The organism is Streptomyces sp. NBC_00353 (assembly GCF_036108815.1).
GTDB lineage: Bacteria > Actinomycetota > Actinomycetes > Streptomycetales > Streptomycetaceae > Streptomyces.
This window is the reverse complement of record NZ_CP107985.1, coordinates 5,834,259-5,852,374: the sequence shown is the minus strand read 5'-3', so window position 1 is coordinate 5,852,374 and position 18,116 is coordinate 5,834,259. Positions and strand designations below refer to the sequence as shown.

General features: G+C 71.1%; 15 protein-coding genes. 6 read left to right on the top strand and 9 right to left on the bottom strand.

What is annotated here, in order from left to right:
- Positions 1 to 128 precede the first annotated feature (128 nt).
- Complete coding sequence (argS, locus tag OHA88_RS26515; RefSeq protein ID WP_328627327.1) at positions 129 to 1,904, top strand: arginine--tRNA ligase; 1,776 nt, start codon at positions 129 to 131, stop codon at positions 1,902 to 1,904.
- 154 nt (positions 1,905 to 2,058) lie between these two features.
- On the opposite strand, the gene OHA88_RS26510 is transcribed toward argS, so the two are convergent.
- The 4 genes from OHA88_RS26510 to OHA88_RS26495 all read right to left on the bottom strand — a co-directional run bounded on the left by OHA88_RS26510 (position 2,059) and on the right by OHA88_RS26495 (position 5,643).
- A complete protein-coding gene (locus OHA88_RS26510; protein ID WP_328627326.1) occupies positions 2,059 to 2,853 on the bottom strand; it encodes a triphosphoribosyl-dephospho-CoA synthase in 795 nt (264 codons plus the stop codon).
- A gap of 3 nt (positions 2,854 to 2,856) precedes the next feature.
- Complete coding sequence (locus tag OHA88_RS44670; protein WP_443044294.1) at positions 2,857 to 3,297, bottom strand: hypothetical protein; 441 nt, start codon at positions 3,295 to 3,297, stop codon at positions 2,857 to 2,859.
- Between the two features lie 595 nt (positions 3,298 to 3,892).
- Positions 3,893 to 4,666 (bottom strand): class II aldolase/adducin family protein, encoded by a 774-nt coding sequence (locus OHA88_RS26500; protein ID WP_328627325.1) that lies wholly within the window; start codon positions 4,664 to 4,666, stop codon positions 3,893 to 3,895.
- On the bottom strand, positions 4,663 to 5,643 hold the full coding sequence (locus OHA88_RS26495; protein WP_328627324.1) for a C-terminal binding protein: 981 nt from the start codon (positions 5,641 to 5,643) through the stop codon (positions 4,663 to 4,665). The genes OHA88_RS26500 and OHA88_RS26495 overlap by 4 nt, the downstream gene beginning before the upstream one ends.
- Positions 5,644 to 5,861: 218 nt before the next feature.
- On the opposite strand from OHA88_RS26495, the gene OHA88_RS26490 reads away from it, so the two are divergent.
- The 5 genes from OHA88_RS26490 (at position 5,862) to OHA88_RS26470 (ending at position 11,864) form a co-directional block, all read left to right on the top strand.
- Positions 5,862 to 6,761 carry an Lrp/AsnC family transcriptional regulator gene (locus OHA88_RS26490; protein WP_267004566.1) on the top strand — a complete coding sequence of 300 codons (900 nt, stop codon included), beginning with the start codon at positions 5,862 to 5,864 and terminating at the stop codon, positions 6,759 to 6,761.
- Between the two features lie 198 nt (positions 6,762 to 6,959).
- Positions 6,960 to 8,615, top strand: coding sequence for an amidohydrolase (locus OHA88_RS26485; protein WP_328627323.1), 1,656 nt, complete (start codon positions 6,960 to 6,962; stop codon positions 8,613 to 8,615).
- A gap of 61 nt (positions 8,616 to 8,676) precedes the next feature.
- A complete protein-coding gene (locus OHA88_RS26480) occupies positions 8,677 to 10,026 on the top strand; it encodes an MFS transporter (protein WP_326629389.1) in 1,350 nt (449 codons plus the stop codon).
- 406 nt (positions 10,027 to 10,432) lie between these two features.
- Positions 10,433 to 11,239 (top strand): DUF4253 domain-containing protein, encoded by an 807-nt coding sequence (locus OHA88_RS26475; RefSeq protein WP_328627322.1) that lies wholly within the window; start codon positions 10,433 to 10,435, stop codon positions 11,237 to 11,239.
- Between the two features lie 94 nt (positions 11,240 to 11,333).
- On the top strand, positions 11,334 to 11,864 hold the full coding sequence (locus OHA88_RS26470) for a HEAT repeat domain-containing protein (RefSeq protein WP_267004562.1): 531 nt from the start codon (positions 11,334 to 11,336) through the stop codon (positions 11,862 to 11,864).
- Between the two features lie 27 nt (positions 11,865 to 11,891).
- Here OHA88_RS26470 and hemB read toward each other — a convergent pair whose 3' ends face one another.
- From hemB to OHA88_RS26445, 5 genes are all read right to left on the bottom strand, one after another.
- The gene (gene hemB, locus OHA88_RS26465) at positions 11,892 to 12,890 is read right to left on the bottom strand and encodes a porphobilinogen synthase (RefSeq protein ID WP_328627321.1); all 999 of its coding nucleotides are present in this window, start codon (positions 12,888 to 12,890) and stop codon (positions 11,892 to 11,894) included.
- Positions 12,891 to 13,026: 136 nt separating this feature from the next.
- Positions 13,027 to 14,694 (bottom strand): bifunctional uroporphyrinogen-III C-methyltransferase/uroporphyrinogen-III synthase, encoded by a 1,668-nt coding sequence (locus OHA88_RS26460; RefSeq protein WP_267004560.1) that lies wholly within the window; start codon positions 14,692 to 14,694, stop codon positions 13,027 to 13,029.
- Positions 14,691 to 15,674: a hydroxymethylbilane synthase gene (hemC, locus tag OHA88_RS26455; RefSeq protein WP_267004559.1), complete on the bottom strand. Its 984-nt coding sequence runs from the start codon at positions 15,672 to 15,674 to the stop codon at positions 14,691 to 14,693. Before hemC ends, OHA88_RS26460 begins: the two co-directional genes overlap by 4 nt.
- Entirely contained in the window at positions 15,671 to 17,167 is a 1,497-nt protein-coding gene (locus OHA88_RS26450) for a glutamyl-tRNA reductase (RefSeq protein WP_328627320.1), read from the bottom strand. Before OHA88_RS26450 ends, hemC begins: the two co-directional genes overlap by 4 nt.
- Positions 17,164 to 17,931 (bottom strand): redox-sensing transcriptional repressor Rex, encoded by a 768-nt coding sequence (locus OHA88_RS26445; RefSeq protein WP_328627319.1) that lies wholly within the window; start codon positions 17,929 to 17,931, stop codon positions 17,164 to 17,166. The genes OHA88_RS26450 and OHA88_RS26445 overlap by 4 nt, the downstream gene beginning before the upstream one ends.
- Positions 17,932 to 18,116 lie beyond the last annotated feature (185 nt).

Sequence of the window (18,116 nt, the reverse complement as noted above, 5' to 3'; positions counted from 1 at the left end):
CTCTCTGGTAGGGCTCGTAGGGGCACCGCCCATTCTCCCAGGTCCCACCGGCAGCGCGAAAACGGCTTTACAGTGCGTGGGATACTGGGCGTGATCCCTTGTACCCCTACGGAAACGGCAGCCGTCCCATGGCCTCGGTCAATTCCCTCGCTTCCACGCTCCAGCAGCAGCTGGCGGACGCCCTGACGGCAGCTCTGCCGGATGCCGGCACCGCGGACCCGCTGCTGCGCCGAAGCGACCGGGCCGACTTCCAGGCCAACGGGATCCTGGCCCTCGCCAAGAAGCTGAAGGGCAATCCGCGCGAGCTCGCGTCCCAGGTCACGTCCGCGATGCCGGCCGGCGACCTGATCAAGGAGATCGAGGTCTCCGGCCCCGGCTTCCTGAACATCACGCTCAGCGACAAGGCGATCATCGAGACCCTGGCCGCGCGCGCCGCGGACGACGAGGGCCGGCTCGGTGTGCCGTACGGGCAGAACGCGGGCACGACGGTCGTCGACTACGCGCAGCCGAACGTGGCCAAGGAAATGCACGTCGGCCACCTCCGGTCCGCGGTGATCGGTGCCGCCATGGTGGAGGTCCTGGAGTTCACCGGCGAGACCGTGGTCCGGCGCCACCACATCGGCGACTGGGGCACCCAGTTCGGCATGCTCATCCAGTACCTGATCGAGCACCCGCAGGAGCTCGACCACCGGGGCGGCGAGGAGCAGGACGGCGAGGCCGCCATGTCCTCGCTGAACCGGCTCTACAAGGCGTCGCGGGCACTCTTCGACTCCGACGAGGAGTTCAAGGCCCGCTCCCGGGACCGGGTCGTCGCGCTCCAGGCCGGCGACGAGGAGACGGTCGCGCTCTGGCAGCGGTTCGTCGACGAGTCGAAGATCTACTTCTACTCGGTCTTCAACAAGCTCGACATGGAGATCCGCGACCCCGACATCGTCGGCGAGTCCGGTTACAACGACATGCTCGAGGAGACCTGCCGGATCCTGGAGGAGACGGGCGTCGCCGTCCGCTCCGAGGGCGCGCTCTGCGTGTTCTTCGACGACGTGAAGGGCCCGGACGGCAACCCGGTCCCGCTGATCGTCAAGAAGACGAACGGCGGGTACGGCTACGCGGCGACCGACCTCTCCGCGATCCGCGACCGGGTCCAGAACCTCAAGGCGAGCACCCTGCTGTACGTCGTGGACGCCCGGCAGTCGCTCCACTTCAAGATGGTCTTCGAGACGGCCCGCCGGGCAGGCTGGCTGAACGAGGACGTGAAGGCGCACCAGCTGGCGTTCGGCACGGTGCTCGGCAAGGACGGCAAGCCGTTCAAGACCCGTGAGGGCGAGACGGTCCGGCTGGTCGACCTGCTGGACGAGGCGATCGAGCGGGCGACGGCCGTCGTGCGCGAGAAGGCCGAGAAGGTCGGCCTGACCGAGCAGGAGATCGTCGAGAACGGCGAGTACGTCGGTATCGGCGCGGTGAAGTACGCCGACCTCTCCACGTCCGCCGTGCGGGACTACAAGTTCGACCTGGACCAGATGGTGTCGCTGAACGGCGACACGTCCGTGTACCTCCAGTACGCGTACGCCCGTATCAAGTCCATCCTGCGCAAGGCGGGCGAGATCCGGCCGGTCGCGCACCCGGAGCTGGAGCTGGCCCCGGCCGAGCGGGCGCTGGGCCTGCACCTGGACCAGTTCGGCGAAAACCTCGCCGAGGTGGCGTCCACGTACGAGCCGCACAAGCTGGCCGCGTACCTCTACCAGCTGGCCTCGCACTACACGACGTTCTACGACCAGTGCCACGTGCTGAGCGACGACAACCCCGCCGAGGTGGTCGAGAACCGGCTCTTCCTCTGCGACCTGACCGCCCGCACCCTGCACCGGGGCATGGCGCTGCTCGGCATCCGCACCCCCGAGCGTCTCTGAGCACGGCCGGACGACGATGGAGGAGGCCCGGCGCGCATGCGTGCCGGGCCTCCTCCATGTGCTCCTCGGCCGGTCAATAGCCGGCGTCCACCCCCCTCTGGGCCGTGTCCAAGGCCGAGGCCAAGACTCTGACCCCGGCATTCGGGCGCATGAGTCACGTGAGGAAGTCGACGAAGAGGGCGGCCGCCAGGAGCTGGGCGCTACCCCGGGGGCTCAGGTTCCGGCCACGCAGGTGCCGGTCGAAGTCCCGCAGGGCCCGCCACCCTGCCTCGGTGCCCGTACCGCCCGCGTCGAGGACGGCACGGGCACCGTTCTGCACCTCGCGCAGGCCGTGCGGGCCCCCGGTGTAGAGGAGTCCGGTGTCCTGAAGGGTGCTCATCACGGTGAGCAGCGTGTCGAGCCGCGCCTGCGGTTCGCGCAGCCCGGCACCGCGGGCCCTGCCGAGGGCAGCCGTTGCCCTGCGGACGTGCGGAAAGCCGGCTCGGGCTTCGCCCCGCGCGCCCGCCGCGCCGTAGCGGGTGGCGACCGCCGATCCGGTCGTCGGGCGGCGCGGCGCGCGGCGGTCGGGGAACGTGGCGAGCTGCCGGGCCACAGCGGTGATGTCCTTCACGTCCGTTCCGCGGACCAGGGCGGCGGAGGCGACGAGCAGGCCGAGCGGCCAGACGGCCCCATGGTGAAGGGGGGTGCCGCCGTTCGCCACGGTCATGGACCGTTCCGTGCACCGGCCGATCGCGCCGAGTTCCTCGCGCAGCGTACGGGTGGGCTCACCGGTGCGGCGGGCGGCGGCGGCCATCGCCGCGAGGCCGGGCGCCAGCGAGCGGGCCGACCAGCGGAGGGCGCTGATGTCCGCATTGCGGGCGTCCGGGAGGCCGGGCTCAGGGGTCAGTTCGACCTCTGCGAGCAGTGCGTCCACCGCCGTCCGCGCAAGTCTCTCCTCCTCGCGACCCATCGGTTACGAGGACGCGGTCGGCTCGGGCGAACCGCTCGGGGCGCCGCTCGGGGGCGTACCGGTGGGCGCGCCGCTCGGGGGCGTACCGCCACCGGCGCCGTCATTCTCGGCGTCCGGGTCGATACCGAGGACGATGGTGCCGGTGAAGCCCTTCTCGATCTTGTTCTTGTTGATCGGCTCCAGGGTCAGCAGCCCGCCGGCGGCGCCGCTGCCCTCGTACACCATGTCGTCGTCCAGGGCGGTGTACGAGCCGGAGTGCTGGGAGTAAGGCTCCAGGGCGAAGACGGATTTGGCGGTCTCGTCGTCGAAGAAGAGCTGGCCGGTGTAGTTCACCTTGCCGCCCTCGTAGGTGCCGTCCTCCTTCTCACCACCGGTGTGCACCTTGACGTGGATGTGACAGGTACGCGGGGTGTACCAGCCAGGCATGATCGTCTCGAACTTCACGACACCGTTCCCGTCGGCTATCCGGTAGCCACGCAGATACGTCTGGTCGTTCGCGGTGGAGCCGTCCTCGCTCTCCGAGGGCGCGCTGCCGCCGGGGTTGGCCGTGGTGTAGCCGGAGTAGTAGCCCCAGGCGTCGCAGTGCCAGATTTCGACAGCGGCACCCTTGACCGGGTTGCAGGAGTCGGTGGTGTCCTGGACGGCTGATGTTCAGGTGGAGCGGGACCCCGTCCTTGCCCTCGGTGATGTCCTTCCGTACAAGCGCACCGTCCAGGTAGTACGGCCCCTCGGTGACGCTGGACATCAGCACGCACTGACCGCTGGAGGCGGACGAGGAGCCGGCGGTGGTCGCCGTTGCCCCGGTGGCGTCCGAGCCGAAGGCGTTGACGCCGACCGCGGTGACCACTCCCACCCCGGCTACCACTCCACCACCGATGGCCAGCGCCTTGCGCCTGGTCACCGCCTTGTCCGCGTGTTTCGCTGTCATGGTTCCCGACCGTAGGACGTCAACCTGGCAGTCCCCTCGCCCGGAGCTGTGCGACGACTGTGCCTCTCCGCCATCACGGCCGTCGCATCTGAGCCACCCCCTGGGCGCCGCTCAGTCCCGGTAGTCCGGGGCCACCCGGTCCAGCAGGCGCAGCATGGCCGCCCACGCCAACTCGTAGGCCCCGTCGTCCTGGAAGTCCGCGTCCGCCTCGCTCGCGAGCTGACGGGCGGTGTACTCGCAGGTCTCGGGGGAGGGGACGGTCAGCGGTCCGCCGCCCGCCTGCGCGGTGACCTGGATCTCGCAGGCCTTCTCCAGGTAGTACATGCGCAGGAAGGCCTGGGCCGCGCTCTCGCCGACCGTCAGCAGACCGTGGTTGCGCAGGATCAGCGCCGGGTGGCTGCCGATGTCGTCGACCAGGCGCTTCTGCTCGTCGAGGTTGAGGGCGACCCCCTCGTAGTCGTGGTAGCCGACGCGGTTGTAGAACTCCATCGACATCTGATTCAGCGGCAGCAGTCCGTCGCTCTGCGCCGCGACGGCGCAGCCGGCCCTGGTGTGGGTGTGCAGCACGCAGTGGGCGTCCTCGCGCGCGGCGTGGATCGCGCTGTGGATGACGAAGCCCGCGGGGTTGACCGGATACGGGGTGGGCTCGACCGGGTTGCCCGCCAGATCGATCTTGACCAGGTTGGAGGCGGTGATCTCCTCGAAGAGGAGGCCGTAGGGGTTGATGAGGAAGTGGTGATCAGGTCCCGGAAGCCGCAGCGATATGTGCGTGAAGATCAGGTCGGTCATCCGGAAGTGCGCCACGAGCCGGTATACGGCGGCGAGTTCGCACCGCAGCCGCGTCTCCTCGTCGACAGTCGCGTCGGCGGTCTGCACATCGGTCATGAGGGGGCTCCTTCGAGGGTCGGGTCGACCACCGGGGTGAGGGGTCGTCCGGTGCGGTGCCAGGCGATGACGTTCTCGGCGGGTGCGCACACGTAGGCCCGCTGCGATGCGTCGGAGAGATAGGCGCTGTGCGGCGACAGCTGGATGCGCGGGTGACTGCGCAACGGGTCGTCGAGCGGTGGGGGTTCCACCGGGAACACGTCCAGTGCCGCCGCCCCGAGCCGACCGCCGTCCAGGGCGGCCAGCAGGGCCACGGTGTCGACGAGTTCGCCGCGGGCGACGTTCACGAGGAAGGCGCCCGGTCGCATCCGGGCGAGCAGCACCGCGTCGACCATGCCGCGGGTCTGCGGAGTCAGCGGTGTGTGCAGGGAGAGCACGTCGGAGGCGGCGACCAGCTCGTCCAGACTCAGCCGCTCGACACCGTCGGGCCACCCTGCCTCGTCGGCGTGCGGGTCGTACGCGGCGACGCGGCCGAAGACGGGGGCCGCGATCCGGGCCAGAGCCCTCGCGATGCGCCCGAAGCCCAGCAGTCCGAGCGTCAGCTCACCGGCCCTGCGCGGGACTTCGGCGAACTCGGTGTTCCATCCGCCGCCGCGCACGGTGGCGTCGGCCTGGGGCAGCGCGCGCACCAGACTGAGCGCGCCGGCGAGCGCATGCACGGCGACGTCCTCGGTCGCGGCATGCGGAAGGTTGCTCACCCACAGTCCGCGTCGACGCGCCTGCGCCGTGTCGATCATGTCGTACCCGGCGGACATGGTGGCAAGCATCCCCACACCGGGGAGGCGGTCGAGCAGCCCGGCATCCACGGGCGCGTAGCCGACGATCAGCGCGACGGCGTCACGCGCGACGGCGGCGATCGCGTCCGGGTCGCGACTGCCGACGACGCGCGTGTCGAATCCCGCGTCGGCCAGCAGCCGTGCGCCCGGACCGACGTCGAGTTCCTCGGGGTCCGTGAACACCACCAGGGGCCGGCTCATCCCATCCTCCTCAAGTTCCTCAGAGCGCCGCGCAATGATGATTCGTTCGCAACACTCGCGCAGAACCTACGTTTCATTCGGCAAAATTGTCCAGAGATAGTGATGCGATCGTCGATGACGCACACCATCCGGGTCCGGCCCCCGCACCCCCGTGGTCGACAATGGACCCCACCCCGGGCGCTCCCGCCCGGGCAGTCGAGCCGAGGGGAAGCGCTCAGGTGGATCTGGACCACACCGATCTGGCCGTCGTCCGCGAACTGCAGACGGACGGCCGCCTGACGTACGAGACGCTGGCGCAGCGCGTCGGCCTCTCCCGGCCCGCCACCCGCGCCCGGGTGCAGCGGCTGCTCGCGGGCGGCGGCGTGCGGGTGGTGGCCGTCGTGCATCCCGCCGTACGGGAGCTGACCGCATCGGCCCACCTGTCGATCGGCGTGAGCGGCCCGGCCGAGCCGGTGGCCCGTGCGATCGCCGCCATGCCACAGGCGCCGTTCGTCACGCTCACCGCGGGCAGCCGCGCAGTCATGGCGGAGCTGCGCACCAAGGGACTGGCCGAGCTGGACCGGGCCGTGGAGTCCATCCGCTCCCTGAAGGGTGTGGACGTGGTGGATCCACTGATCTCCCTGGAGCACCTCAAGGACCCGTATCTGCTGGCGGGCCGGCCCGAGGTGCCGGAGCTGGACGAGACGGACCGGCTGATCCTGGACGAGCTGGAACGCGACGGGCGGCTGCCCTTCGCGGAACTCGCCGAGCGCGTGGGCCTCTCCCCCGGCGCCGCCCGCGCCCGCACGCTGCGCCTCCTCGACGGCGGTGTCGCCAAGGTGCTCGCACTGGTGCGGCCGGAGCTGCTGGGGCTGGGTCTTCTGTGCGGTTTCGCCGTACGGCTGGACGGCGAGCGGGATGCGGTTGCGCGACGCATGGCTGCCTGGGACCGGGTCTCGTTCCTCTCCGCCTGCATGGGGCGCGCGGAGCTCGTCGGAACGATCAGCGCGGAGTCCCTCACGGCGGTGCGCGACACGCTGGAGGACATGCGGGCCTGTGCGGGTGTGCGCGCAGTGGAGAGCTGGATCCATCTGGAACTGATCAAGGAGCGCTACGACCTGACCAACCACACGCCCTGACGAGAAACTTCGCCCCACTGCGGCCGCGTCGGACGATACGTAAGTCAAATACGCCATCACATTCCGAAAAATTTGTGAGCGAGGGGTCTAGGCAAGGCATCGACTGCTGCATATCGTCCATGCGAACGAATCAGCCGTTGCGACCTCTCGGTGCGTACGGCTTCTCATGGACGTCCCCCGGTCGAAAGCAGGCCCCTCATGCACCACCCCCTCGACGACGCCGACCGCACGCTCCTGGTGACCGGCGCGGCCGTCGCCGCACCCGGCACCTCCGTACGCGCCGAGGCGCTGGCCGTCCGTGGCGGCCGGGTCGTCCACGTCGGCACCGCCGAAGACGCCCGCGCCGCGCTCGGCGGCCGGCCCGACGAGGCCCTCGACCTCGACGGCGGCCTCGTCCACCCCGGATTCGTCGACGCCCACTGCCACCCGGTGATGTACGGGCAGGCGCTCGCCTGGGTCGACTGCCGGCCCGAACGCGTACCCGACATCGAGACGCTCGTCACCGTTCTCACCGACGCCGCCCGCGAACTGCCCGCCGGAGTCCCGGTGCGCGGCTTCGGCTACGAGCACCGCAGGCTCGCCGAGCAACGCCACCCCACCTGCCACGACCTCGACCGCGTCGCCACCGACCGCGAGGTGTACGTGATGAACGCCTCCGGTCACGGCGGTGTCGTCAACTCCCACACCCTGCGCACCTGCGGCGTCACCGCAGGCACCCCCGACCCCGAGGGCGGCAGCATCGGCCGCTTCACCTCCGGCGAGCCCGACGGCCAACTCTGGGACGCCGCCTGCGACCTGCTCACCGGCCCCGGCGGAGTGAAGATCGGCAACCACGGTCCGAACTTCCACCTCTCCGAGCCGGACGCCATCATGGCTGACCACCTCCAGCGCGCCCAGGAGGTCTTCCTCGCCGCCGGAGTCACCACCGTCGGCGACGCCCAGGCGTCCCGCCGCGAGATGGAGACGTATCTGCGCGCCCGCGCCGACGGCTCCCTGCGCATGCGGGTCTCCGCGTACCTCACCTCCGCGCTCCTCGACACCGCGCTCGACCTGGGCGTGGTGAACGGCTTCGGTGACGACCTGTTCCGCGTCCAGGGCGTCAAGTTCTACGCCGACGGGACGCTCGGCGGCTGGACCGCGTACTTCCCCGACGGCTACGCCGCCGACTGCTGCCACCACGGGCAGCTGTACCACTCGGCGGAGGAGTACGCCGAGCTCGTCACCCGCGCCCACCGCGCCGGGCTCCAGACCGCCACGCACGCCCAGTCCCCGTACGCCATCGGTATGGTCCTCGACGCCGTCGAGAAGGCACAGGCCGACCGGGAGCGCCCCGACATGCGCCACCGGATCGAGCACGCGGGCCTGCCCACCGACGAACAGATCGCCCGCATGGGGCGGCTGGGCGTCATCCCGGTGATGCAGCCCCAGCACCACCTGCGCACCGGCGACGGCACACTGACCGCCGTCGGTGACCTCGGCCACCGCTACAACCCGGCAGGCGCCTGCCTCACCGCGGGCGTCCCCGTCGCCATCAGCTCGGACGCCCCCGTCGCCCCGCCCGCCCCGCTGGAGGCCGTCTCCGCCGCCGCGACCCGGCGCACCGTCCTCGGCACCGTCCTCGGCGACGCCTCGCTGCGGATGCCCGTGGCGGACGGTCTGCGCGCGCACACCGAGTCGGCCGCCCGCGCCCTGCACCGCGAACACGCCGTGGGCGCGCTGGCCCCGGGCATGCTCGCCGACTTCGTCGTCCTGGAAAGCGACCCGCTCACCGCGGACCCGGCCGGACTCGCCTCCATCGGCGTACGCGAGACCTGGATCGGCGGCACCCGCGCCTGGTCCGCCCCCGGCCGCTGACCCACTCCCGCCCGCTCGCCCCACCCCCTTCCCCGCCACCCCTCCCGCCCCCGGAGGCCCCATGTCCCCGCAGTCCAGCACCGGAAAGAGCCCGTACAGAGCCGCCTTCGCGGCGCTGGCCGGGACCTCCATCGAGTGGTACGACTTCTACGCGTTCGCCACCGCAGCGGCGATCGTCTTCAACGACGTGTTCTTCCCGCCGGACATGTCGCCGTACCTCAGGACCCTGTCCGCCTTCGCGACCTTCGCCATCGGCTTCCTGCTGCGCCCGCTCGGCGGCATCGTCTTCGGACACATCGGTGACCGCGTCGGACGCAAGAAGACCCTGGTCATCACGCTGGTGATGATGGGCGTCGCGTCCTTCGCCATCGGCCTGCTGCCCACGTACGCCCAGGTCGGCGCGCTCGCCCCGATCCTGCTGATCGTGCTGCGCCTGGTCCAGGGCATCGCGATCGGCGGGGAGTGGGGCGGCGCGGTACTCATCGCCGTGGAGAACGCCCCGCGCGGCAAGGCCGCCTTCTTCGGCTCGTTCGCCCAACTCGGCTCCTCGGTCGGCGCGTTGTTGTCGACCGGCGCCTTCAGCCTGATGAACCTCTTCGGCGACGACGCGTTCATGAGCTGGGGCTGGCGCGTGCCCTTCCTGGCCTCCGCCGTGCTGGTGATCGTGGGGCTCATCGTCCGGGTCAAGCTGGAGGAGTCCCCAGTCATGGAGGAGGTGCGCAAGGAACAGGAGGCGAAGGAGGAAGGGGCGGCCGAGCTGCCTGTCGTGGAGGTCTTCCAGAAGGCCTGGCGAACGGTCCTCATCGGCGTCTTCGCGCTGGCCACCGCGACCGGCGGGTACTACGTCGTCACCAGCTTCCTGCTCTCCTACGGCACCGGGGACCTCCACCTGTCGGAGTCCATGCTGCTCAACGGCCTCACCCTGGCAGCCTTCCTGGAACTCCTCGTCACCCCCTGGCTGTCCTGGCTCGCCGACCGGGTCGGACCGCACAAGGTCGTGATCGCCGGCCTCGTGGGCGTCATCGTCCTCGCCCTGCCGCAGTTCATGGTGCTGGGCACCGGCAGCGTCTTCCTCATCTGGCTGATGATGCTGGCCATGCGCCTGGTGATGTCCGCGCTGTACGGACCCATCGCGTCGATCCTCGTCGAGGGCTTCGCCACGCACGTCCGCTACACCGGCATCTCCCTCTCCTACCAGCTCTGCAACATGGTCTTCGGCGGCCTGGCACCGCTCGCCGCGGTCTCCCTCGCGGCGGCCGCCGGCGGCCACTACTGGCCGCCGGCCGTCATGCTGATGGTGATCTCGGCGATCGGCATCGTCTGCACGGCACGCCTGCGCCGGCTCGGCACACCGCCGGCCGGCGAGCGGACGCCGGACCCGGCCCGGCAGGCGGTACAGGCCGCCTCGTAAGGACCTGCGGCCACGCCGTGTCCTCAATTCGCCGGACGGCCTTGAATTTCAAGCCCGTCCGGCGATCGAGGACACAACGGCAACCGGACGGACCCGGTCGAGCCGTGCGGCCACAGCAACTGGCATCGGCCGCACCTGACACCCACGGCGAATGCCGCCCGCATCCGACGTTCCGGGATACGGGCCGTCAGCCATGGCCGCGACGGATCGCGGGGCCTCTTCCGCTTCCCCGTCCTTCCTTCGTACACCCTCACCCACCAGTGGCTGCGCGAACTCGCCCGGCACGGCGGCCCGCGTGGCCTCGCCGCCGCCCCCACCGCCCGGGCCGCTTTCACCGGTCACGTCGGGCGCGCCGACGCCGGGGGCCGGACCGTCGACCGTCCGTGGCGGCCTCTAGGGTCACCGCATGGCGACACTCCCGAACCCCCTTCCGTCACTGGCCACTTCCGGGCTCCAGCTCCCGCCCGGCACGCTGGTCGACGCGACGCACGACGGACCGTGGCACGAACCCCTGCTCTGGTACGCGGACGGATCCGCGACCCCGGACACCTGGCCCCGACTGCTCGACGAGGGCAGAGCGGTCGGGCTCCTCCCTGTCCTCCTCGACGGCGGGATACGCGGCGAGTGGCCCGAGAAGTGGGAGCTCAGCCCCGGCATGACGTCGTACCCGGGTGACCACCACGCGGAGGACGTACTGGGCGAGCTCTGGGAGGAGTACGCGGAGGACGAGCTGGAAGGGGCGGCGATCGAGCCGTTCGGCCCGGAGTGGCCGGGCCTCGCCCCCACCCCGTCCGTGAGCGACCCCGCCGACGCGGAGGAACGGGCCGCGGAGATCGCCGCCCGGCTCACCGACGCGGACGGCCGCATGCCGGGAGCCCGGGCGGCGCTGGTCCCCGCGCGGCGCAGCGCGGACATACCGGCGGCGATCGGCTGGACGGGGCCGCTCAATTACGAGAACGACGTGGCACGGCTCTGCGCGGTGCTCCGGTCCTGGGAGGACCGCTTCGGCATACGGGTCGTGGCGCTCGGTTTCGACCATCTGATCGTCTCGGTGGCCACCCCGCCGACCACTGTCGACGAAGCGGTGGCGGTCGCCGCCGAGCACTTCGCGTTCTGCCCGGACAACATCGCCCACACCACCCCGGACACCCTGCGCGCCTACGCGGACCAGTACGTGCTGGGCGAGGATTCCTGGTCGTTCTGGTGGGACTGAGGACGCGCCTCGTCCGTTCCCCGGCCGACTCCCGCCGGGGCCGGACACTTCCGCCGAAGGAATACTTCACCGCGCACAGGGCAGCGCACACTTCATGGACCGGACAGACAGCCTCATCGAGCAGTTCCGTGCACTGCCTGCCGAAAGCGACGAAAAGCGCGAACTCATCGCCGCAATGGGCGACGTACTCGCGGACCGCCCGGACCATCCGGACGCCGTGCCCTTCCTCGCCTCGGTGACCGCCGACTCGGAGGAGTACGACCTCGCACGGGTCGAAGCCACCACGGTCCTGCGCCTGCGGCCACCGGCCGAGGCCGAGTCACGGCTCCACGCGGGCCGGGCGCTGGTGGCCGTGGTGCGTGGCCCCGACGACGATCTGGTCCGCCAGTACGCGGCCATGGCGCTCGGTCCCTACGCGGACGACCCGGAGGTCCACGAAGTGCTGGCCGCCGCCATCATGGACGACTTCGACCGGCTCGTGCGGGACAACGCCCTGGCGGCGCTCGACGAGGCGGGCCCCAGCGACAAGCGGATCGAGCTGCTGCACCGGCTGTCCGCGGACGCCACGCTCGGCCACGAGGCGGTCCGCATCCTCTCGTCCTGGGGCCTGGAACCCGCGGCGTGAGGCGACGCGGGCTCCAGGGGACGGCTGCTACGAACGGCGCAGCCGCTCGGCGACCTCCGTCGCCCAGTACGTCAGGATCATCTGCGCACCCGCGCGGCGGATCCCGGTCAGGCTCTCCATGATCGCCGCGTCGCGGTCGATCCAGCCCTTCTCCGCGGCGGCCTCGATCATCGCGTACTCGCCGCTGATCTGGTACGCGGCGACCGGCACGTCCACCGAGTCGGCGACCTTCACCAGGATGTCCAGGTACGGTCCGGCCGGCTTGACCATGACCATGTCGGCGCCCTCGTCGAGATCGAGTGCCAGCTCGCGCAGGGACTCGCGAGCGTTCGCCGGGTCCTGCTGATACGTCTTGCGGTCGCCCTTCAGCGAGGAGCCGACCGCCTCTCGGAACGGCCCGTAGAAGGCCGACGAGTACTTCGCCGTGTAGGCGAGGATCGCCACGTCCTCGTGCCCGGTCTGGTCGAGCGCGTCGCGGATCACGCCGACCTGGCCGTCCATCATGCCGCTGGGGCCGACCACATGGGCGCCCGCATCCGCCTGGACCTGGGCCATCTCGGCGTACCGCTCGAGAGTGGCGTCGTTGTCGACGCGGCCGTCGGCGGTCAGGACACCGCAGTGACCGTGGTCCGTGTACTCGTCGAGGCACAGGTCCGACATGACGACGAGATCGTCGCCGACCTCTTCGCGCACCGCGCGCAGACCGACCTGGAGGATGCCGTCCGGGTCGGTGCCCGCGGTTCCCCGGGCGTCCTTGTTCTCGTCCGCCGGAACGCCGAAGAGCATGATCCCGGAGACCCCGGCCGAGACCGCGTCGACGGCGGCCTTCCGGAGGGTGTCCAGGGTGTGCTGCTGGACACCGGGCATGGCCGAGATGGCGACGGGCGCCGTGATGCCCTCGCGTACGAACGCGGGCAGGATCAGGTTCGCCGGGTCGAGCCGTGTCTCGGCGACCATCCGCCGCATCGCCGGGGTCGTCCGCAGCCGCCGGGGGCGGGAGCCGGGGAAGTTTCCGTACACAGTCATCCTTCGACGATAGACCCGTACACATCACCGTCTTACCGACACCTGTGCCGGAAAAACGAACGGGAGAACGGGCAGGGGCCCGGCTGCCGAAACAGCCGGGCCCCTGAGGCTCCTGAACACTCCCGAACGGGCCGGGTCAGGTCGTCGTACGACGCCTCCGCGCCCCAGGACGCCGCTCGCTCGGCCGCGTCACCGGGTCACCGGCCTCCTTCGCCGCGTCCCGGCGCTGCGCGCCGAACTCGGCGAGCGCCGCGGCCAGCTTGTGCACCGACGGCTCCGGCGACAGCACGTCCACCCGCAGACCGTGCTCCTCGGCGGTCTTCGCCGTGGCAGGGCCGATGCACGCGATGACAGTCACGTTGTGCGGCTTGCCCGCGATGCCGACCAGGTTCCGGACGGTCGACGACGAGGTGAAGAGCACCGCGTCGAAACCGCCGCCCTTGATGGCCTCACGGGTGTCGGACGGCGGCGGCGAGGCGCGGACCGTGCGGTACGCGGTGACGTCGTCGACCTCCCAGCCCAGCTCGATGAGCCCGGCGACCAGCGTCTCCGTGGCGATGTCGGCGCGCGGCAGGAAGACACGGTCGATCGGGTCGAAGACCGGGTCGTAGGGCGGCCAGTCCTCCAGCAGACCGGCAGCGGACTGCTCACCGGACGGCACCAGGTCCGGCTTCACACCGAAGTCGATCAGCGCGGCGGCGGTCTGCTCGCCGACCGCCGCGACCTTGATGCCGGCGAAGGCACGGGCGTCGAGCCCGTACTCCTCGAACTTCTCCCGGACGGCCTTGACCGCGTTGACGCTGGTGAAGGCGATCCACTCGTAGCGGCCCGTGACGAGGCCCTTGACCGCGCGCTCCATCTGCTGCGGCGTACGCGGCGGCTCGACGGCGATCGTCGGGACCTCGTGCGGCACGGCGCCGTACGAACGCAGCTGGTCGGAGAGCGACGCCGCCTGCTCCTTCGTACGCGGCACGAGCACCTTCCAACCGAAGAGCGGCTTGGACTCGAACCACGAGAGCTGGTCGCGCTGGGCGGCGGAGCTGCGCTCACCGACCACGGCTATGACCGGCTGGTGCCCCTCCGGCGACGGCAGCACCTTCGCCTGCTTGAGAACCTGGGCGATCGTCCCGAGGGTCGCCGTCCAGGTGCGCTGCCGGGTCGTCGTACCCGCGACCGTGACGGTGAGCGGGGTGTCGGGCTTGCGGCCCGCCGAGACCAGCTCGCCCGCGGTGGCCGCGACCGAGTCCAGCGTCGTCGAGACGACAGCCGTTGCGTCGCTCGCGCCGATCTCGGTCCAGCAGCGGTCCGAGGCGGTGCGGGCGTCGACGAACCGGACGTCGGCGCCCTGCGCGTCGCGCAGCGGCACACCGGCGTACGCGGGCACGCCCACGGCGTTCGCGACACCGGGGACGACCTCGAAGGGGATGCCGGCGGCGGCGCAGGCCAGCATCTCCGCGCCCGCGGACCCGTCCAGGCCGGGGTCACCGGAGACGGCACGGACGACCCGCCTGCCGCCCTTCGCGGCCTCCATGACAAGATTGGCCGCGTCCCTGAGAACGGGCACACCGGCGGGTGTTGATGACACGTCAACAACCGCCAGCTCAGGCGTGCTTACGCCTGCCCGCGCATGGCCGCGAACAACGCCGAGCACGTCCGGCTCGGCGACAAGAACGTCCGCGCTCGCGAGCGCCTCGACAGCGCGCAGAGTCAGCAGTCCCGGATCGCCGGGACCGGCGCCGAGGAAGGTGACGTGCCCTGCGGACAGGACCGGAAAGTCGGATACGGCGGGGCCGGTGGGGCTCAAAGTGCTCGCTCCCCCATAAGACCGGCCGCACCCTTGGCAAGCATCTCGGTCGCGAGCTCGCGACCGAGGGCCGCCGCGTCGTCGTGCGACGTGGGGACGGGACCGGTGATGGACATCTGTACCAGCGAGGCGCCGTCGGTGGAACCGACGACACCGCGCAGGCGCAGTTCGTTGACAGCCTGTCCGTCGACCAGGAGGTCGGCCAGCGCACCCACAGGTGCGGAGCAGCCGGCCTCCAGGGCGGCGAGCAGGGAACGCTCGGCGGTCACGGCGACCCGGGTGTACGGGTCGTCGAGCTCGGCGAGCGCGGCGGCGAGGTCCGCGCTGGTTGCAGCGCATTCGATCGCCAGTGCTCCCTGACCGGGAGCGGGCAGAACGGTGTCGACCGGCAGGAAGTCGGTCACCTCACCGGTCCGGCCGAGGCGGCTGAGCCCGGCCGCGGCGAGAACCACCGCGTCCAGTTCACCGCTTCGTACAAATCCGATACGCGTATCGACGTTGCCACGGATCGGCACGGTCTCGATGTCGAGGCCGTGGCTGCGGGCGTACGCGTTGAGCTGCGCCATGCGGCGCGGCGAGCCGGTGCCTATGCGGGCGCCGGACGGCAGCTGCTCGAAGGTCAGCCCGTCCCGCGCCACCAGCACGTCGCGCGGGTCCTCGCGCCGCGGTACGGCAGCAAGCACGAGGCCCTCGGGCTGTGCGGTCGGCAGGTCCTTGAGCGAGTGGACGGCGAAGTCCACCTCGCCTCGCAGCAGGGCCTCACGCAGCGCCGCGACGAACACGCCGGTGCCGCCGATCTGCGCGAGATGCTCCTTGGAGATGTCTCCGTACGTGGTGACCTCGACGAGCTCGACGGCGCGCCCGGTCACCTCGCTGACCGCGTCGGCGACCAGGCCGGACTGCGCCATGGCGAGCTTGCTGCGCCGGGTGCCCAGCCGGAGCGGCGCGCCGGTCTGCGCGCGGGGTGAGTTGTCGGTCATGACCGCCCTCGATTCGGGTCGTTCAGGTCTGCCCGGGAGACGGCGGCGACCGTCTGCGGGTCGAGGTCGAAGAGTTCCCGCAGCGCATCGGCGTACCCGGCGCCGCCGGGCTCACTGGCGAGCTGCTTGACCCGCACGGTGGGCGCGTGCAGGAGCTTGTCGACGACGCGGCGCACGGTCTGCGTGATCTCGGCGCGCTGCTTCTCGTCCAGGTCGGGGAGACGCCCGTCGAGCCGCGCGATCTCGCCGGCCACCACATCGGCGGCCATGGTGCGCAGGGCGACCACGGTCGGGGTGATGTGGGCGGCGCGCTGGGCGGCGCCGAACGCGGCGACCTCGTCGGCGACGATGGTGCGCACCTGATCCACATCGGCGGCCATCGGAGCATCCGCGGACGCCTCGGCGAGCGACTCGATGTCGACGAGGCGCACACCGGCGAGGCGGGCCGCCGCGCCGTCGATGTCGCGCGGCATGGCGAGGTCGAGCAGGGCGAGCCGGACGGGGCCGGTGGACTGCGCGGGCACGGTGGCCTGGCGCACGGCCTGGGCCTGCGCGGTCGTGGCGGCGGAACCGTTCTCCACCCACGCGGCGTGCTGGTCCAGGTCGGCGGCGGGCACGGCGGGCGCCTCGACGGCGGTGGAGGCCGCGTCGAACGGCAGGCCGAGCGCACCGGCGACGGTCTCACCGGTCAGGACGAGTCCCGTCGCACCGGTACAGGAGACGACGACATCGGCACGTGTCAGTTCGTCGGAGACCGCGGCCATCTCGACGGCCCGGGCGGTCACTCCCGTGCCACCGGCCTGGCTCAGGATCTCGACCAGCCGGTCGGCGCGGGCCCGGGTCCGGTTGGCGACGACGATCTCGGCGACACCGGTACGGGCCAGCGTGGCGGCGGCCAGCGACGACATCGAACCGGCGCCGATCACCAGAGCGCGCTTGCCGCCGGCCCAGTCGGCGGTGTCGGCGCCGCCCGCGAGCTGCTGCAGGCCGAAGGTGACGAGCGACTGCCCGGCCCGGTCGATCCCGGTCTCGCTGTGCGCGCGCTTGCCGACCCGCAAAGACTGCTGGAAAAGGTCGTTCAGCAGCCGGCCCGCGGTGTGGCTCTCCTGCCCCAGCGCCAGCGCGTCCTTGATCTGGCCGAGGATCTGGCCCTCGCCGACGACCATCGAGTCCAGCCCGCACGCCACCGAGAAGAGGTGGTGGACGGCCCGGTCCTCGTAGTGCACATAGAGATACGGAGTGAGTTCGTCCAGCCCGACCCCGCTGTGCTGCGCGAGGAGCGTGGACAGCTCGGCGACGCCCGCGTGGAACTTGTCCACGTCGGCGTACAGCTCGATGCGGTTACAGGTGGCGAGGACGGCGGCCTCGGCCGCGGGCTCCGCTGCCAGGGCGTCCTGCAGCAGCTTGGCCTGCGTCTCGGCAGCCAGCGACGCCCGCTCCAGTACGGAGACCGGGGCGCTGCGGTGGCTCAGCCCTACGACAAGGAGACTCATGCCGGCATCACGGCGGGCATGTCCCCGTCGGGTCCCTTCCGGCTGCTGCTCGTGGCGGCGCGCACGGGCGGTGCGGCCTGGTCGACGTCGCCCCCGGCATCCTCGCCGGCCTTGCGCTGCTCGTGGAAGGCGAGAATCTGGAGTTCGATCGAGAGGTCGACCTTGCGGACGTCGACGCCGTCCGGCACGGAGAGCACCGTCGGCGCGAAGTTCAGGATGGAGGTGACGCCCGCGGCGACGAGGCGGTCGCAGACCTGCTGGGCGGCACCGGCCGGGGTGGAGATGACACCGATCGACACGCCGTTGTCGCTGACGATCTTCTCCAGCTCGTCGGCGTGCTGGACGGGAATCCCGGCGACGGGCGTACCGGCCATCGCGGGGTCCGCGTCGATCAGCGCGGCGACCCGGAAACCGCGGGAGGCGAAGCCGCCGTAGTTGGCGAGCGCGGCGCCGAGATTACCGATACCGACGATGACGACCGGCCAGTCCTGGGTGAGCCCGAGCTCGCGGGAGATCTGGTAGACGAGGTACTCGACGTCGTACCCGACGCCACGCGTCCCGTAGGAGCCGAGGTAGCTGAAGTCCTTCCGCAGCTTGGCAGAGTTGACTCCCGCCGCCGCGGCGAGTTCCTCGGACGAGACCGTGGGGACCGAGCGCTCGGAGAGCGCGGTCAGTGCGCGGAGATACAGCGGAAGCCGGGCGACGGTGGCCTCGGGAATTCCTCGGCTACGGGTCGCCGGTCGGTGAGTTCGGCCAGTTGCCACGGTGCTCCTGCGGGATGAGCGGGGCTGCAGGCGGCCATATGTTCCAAGACCGCCCCGTCGAATGCAGGCTATGTCTTTGTGAACGCGTGCACAAAGATGGTGTCCGTTTTGTCCGGTCAAAGTGACCGGGGTCACGCACATCCGTCGCGCGATCCCGGAACCTTGGATCGCATCAGCCCGTTGCA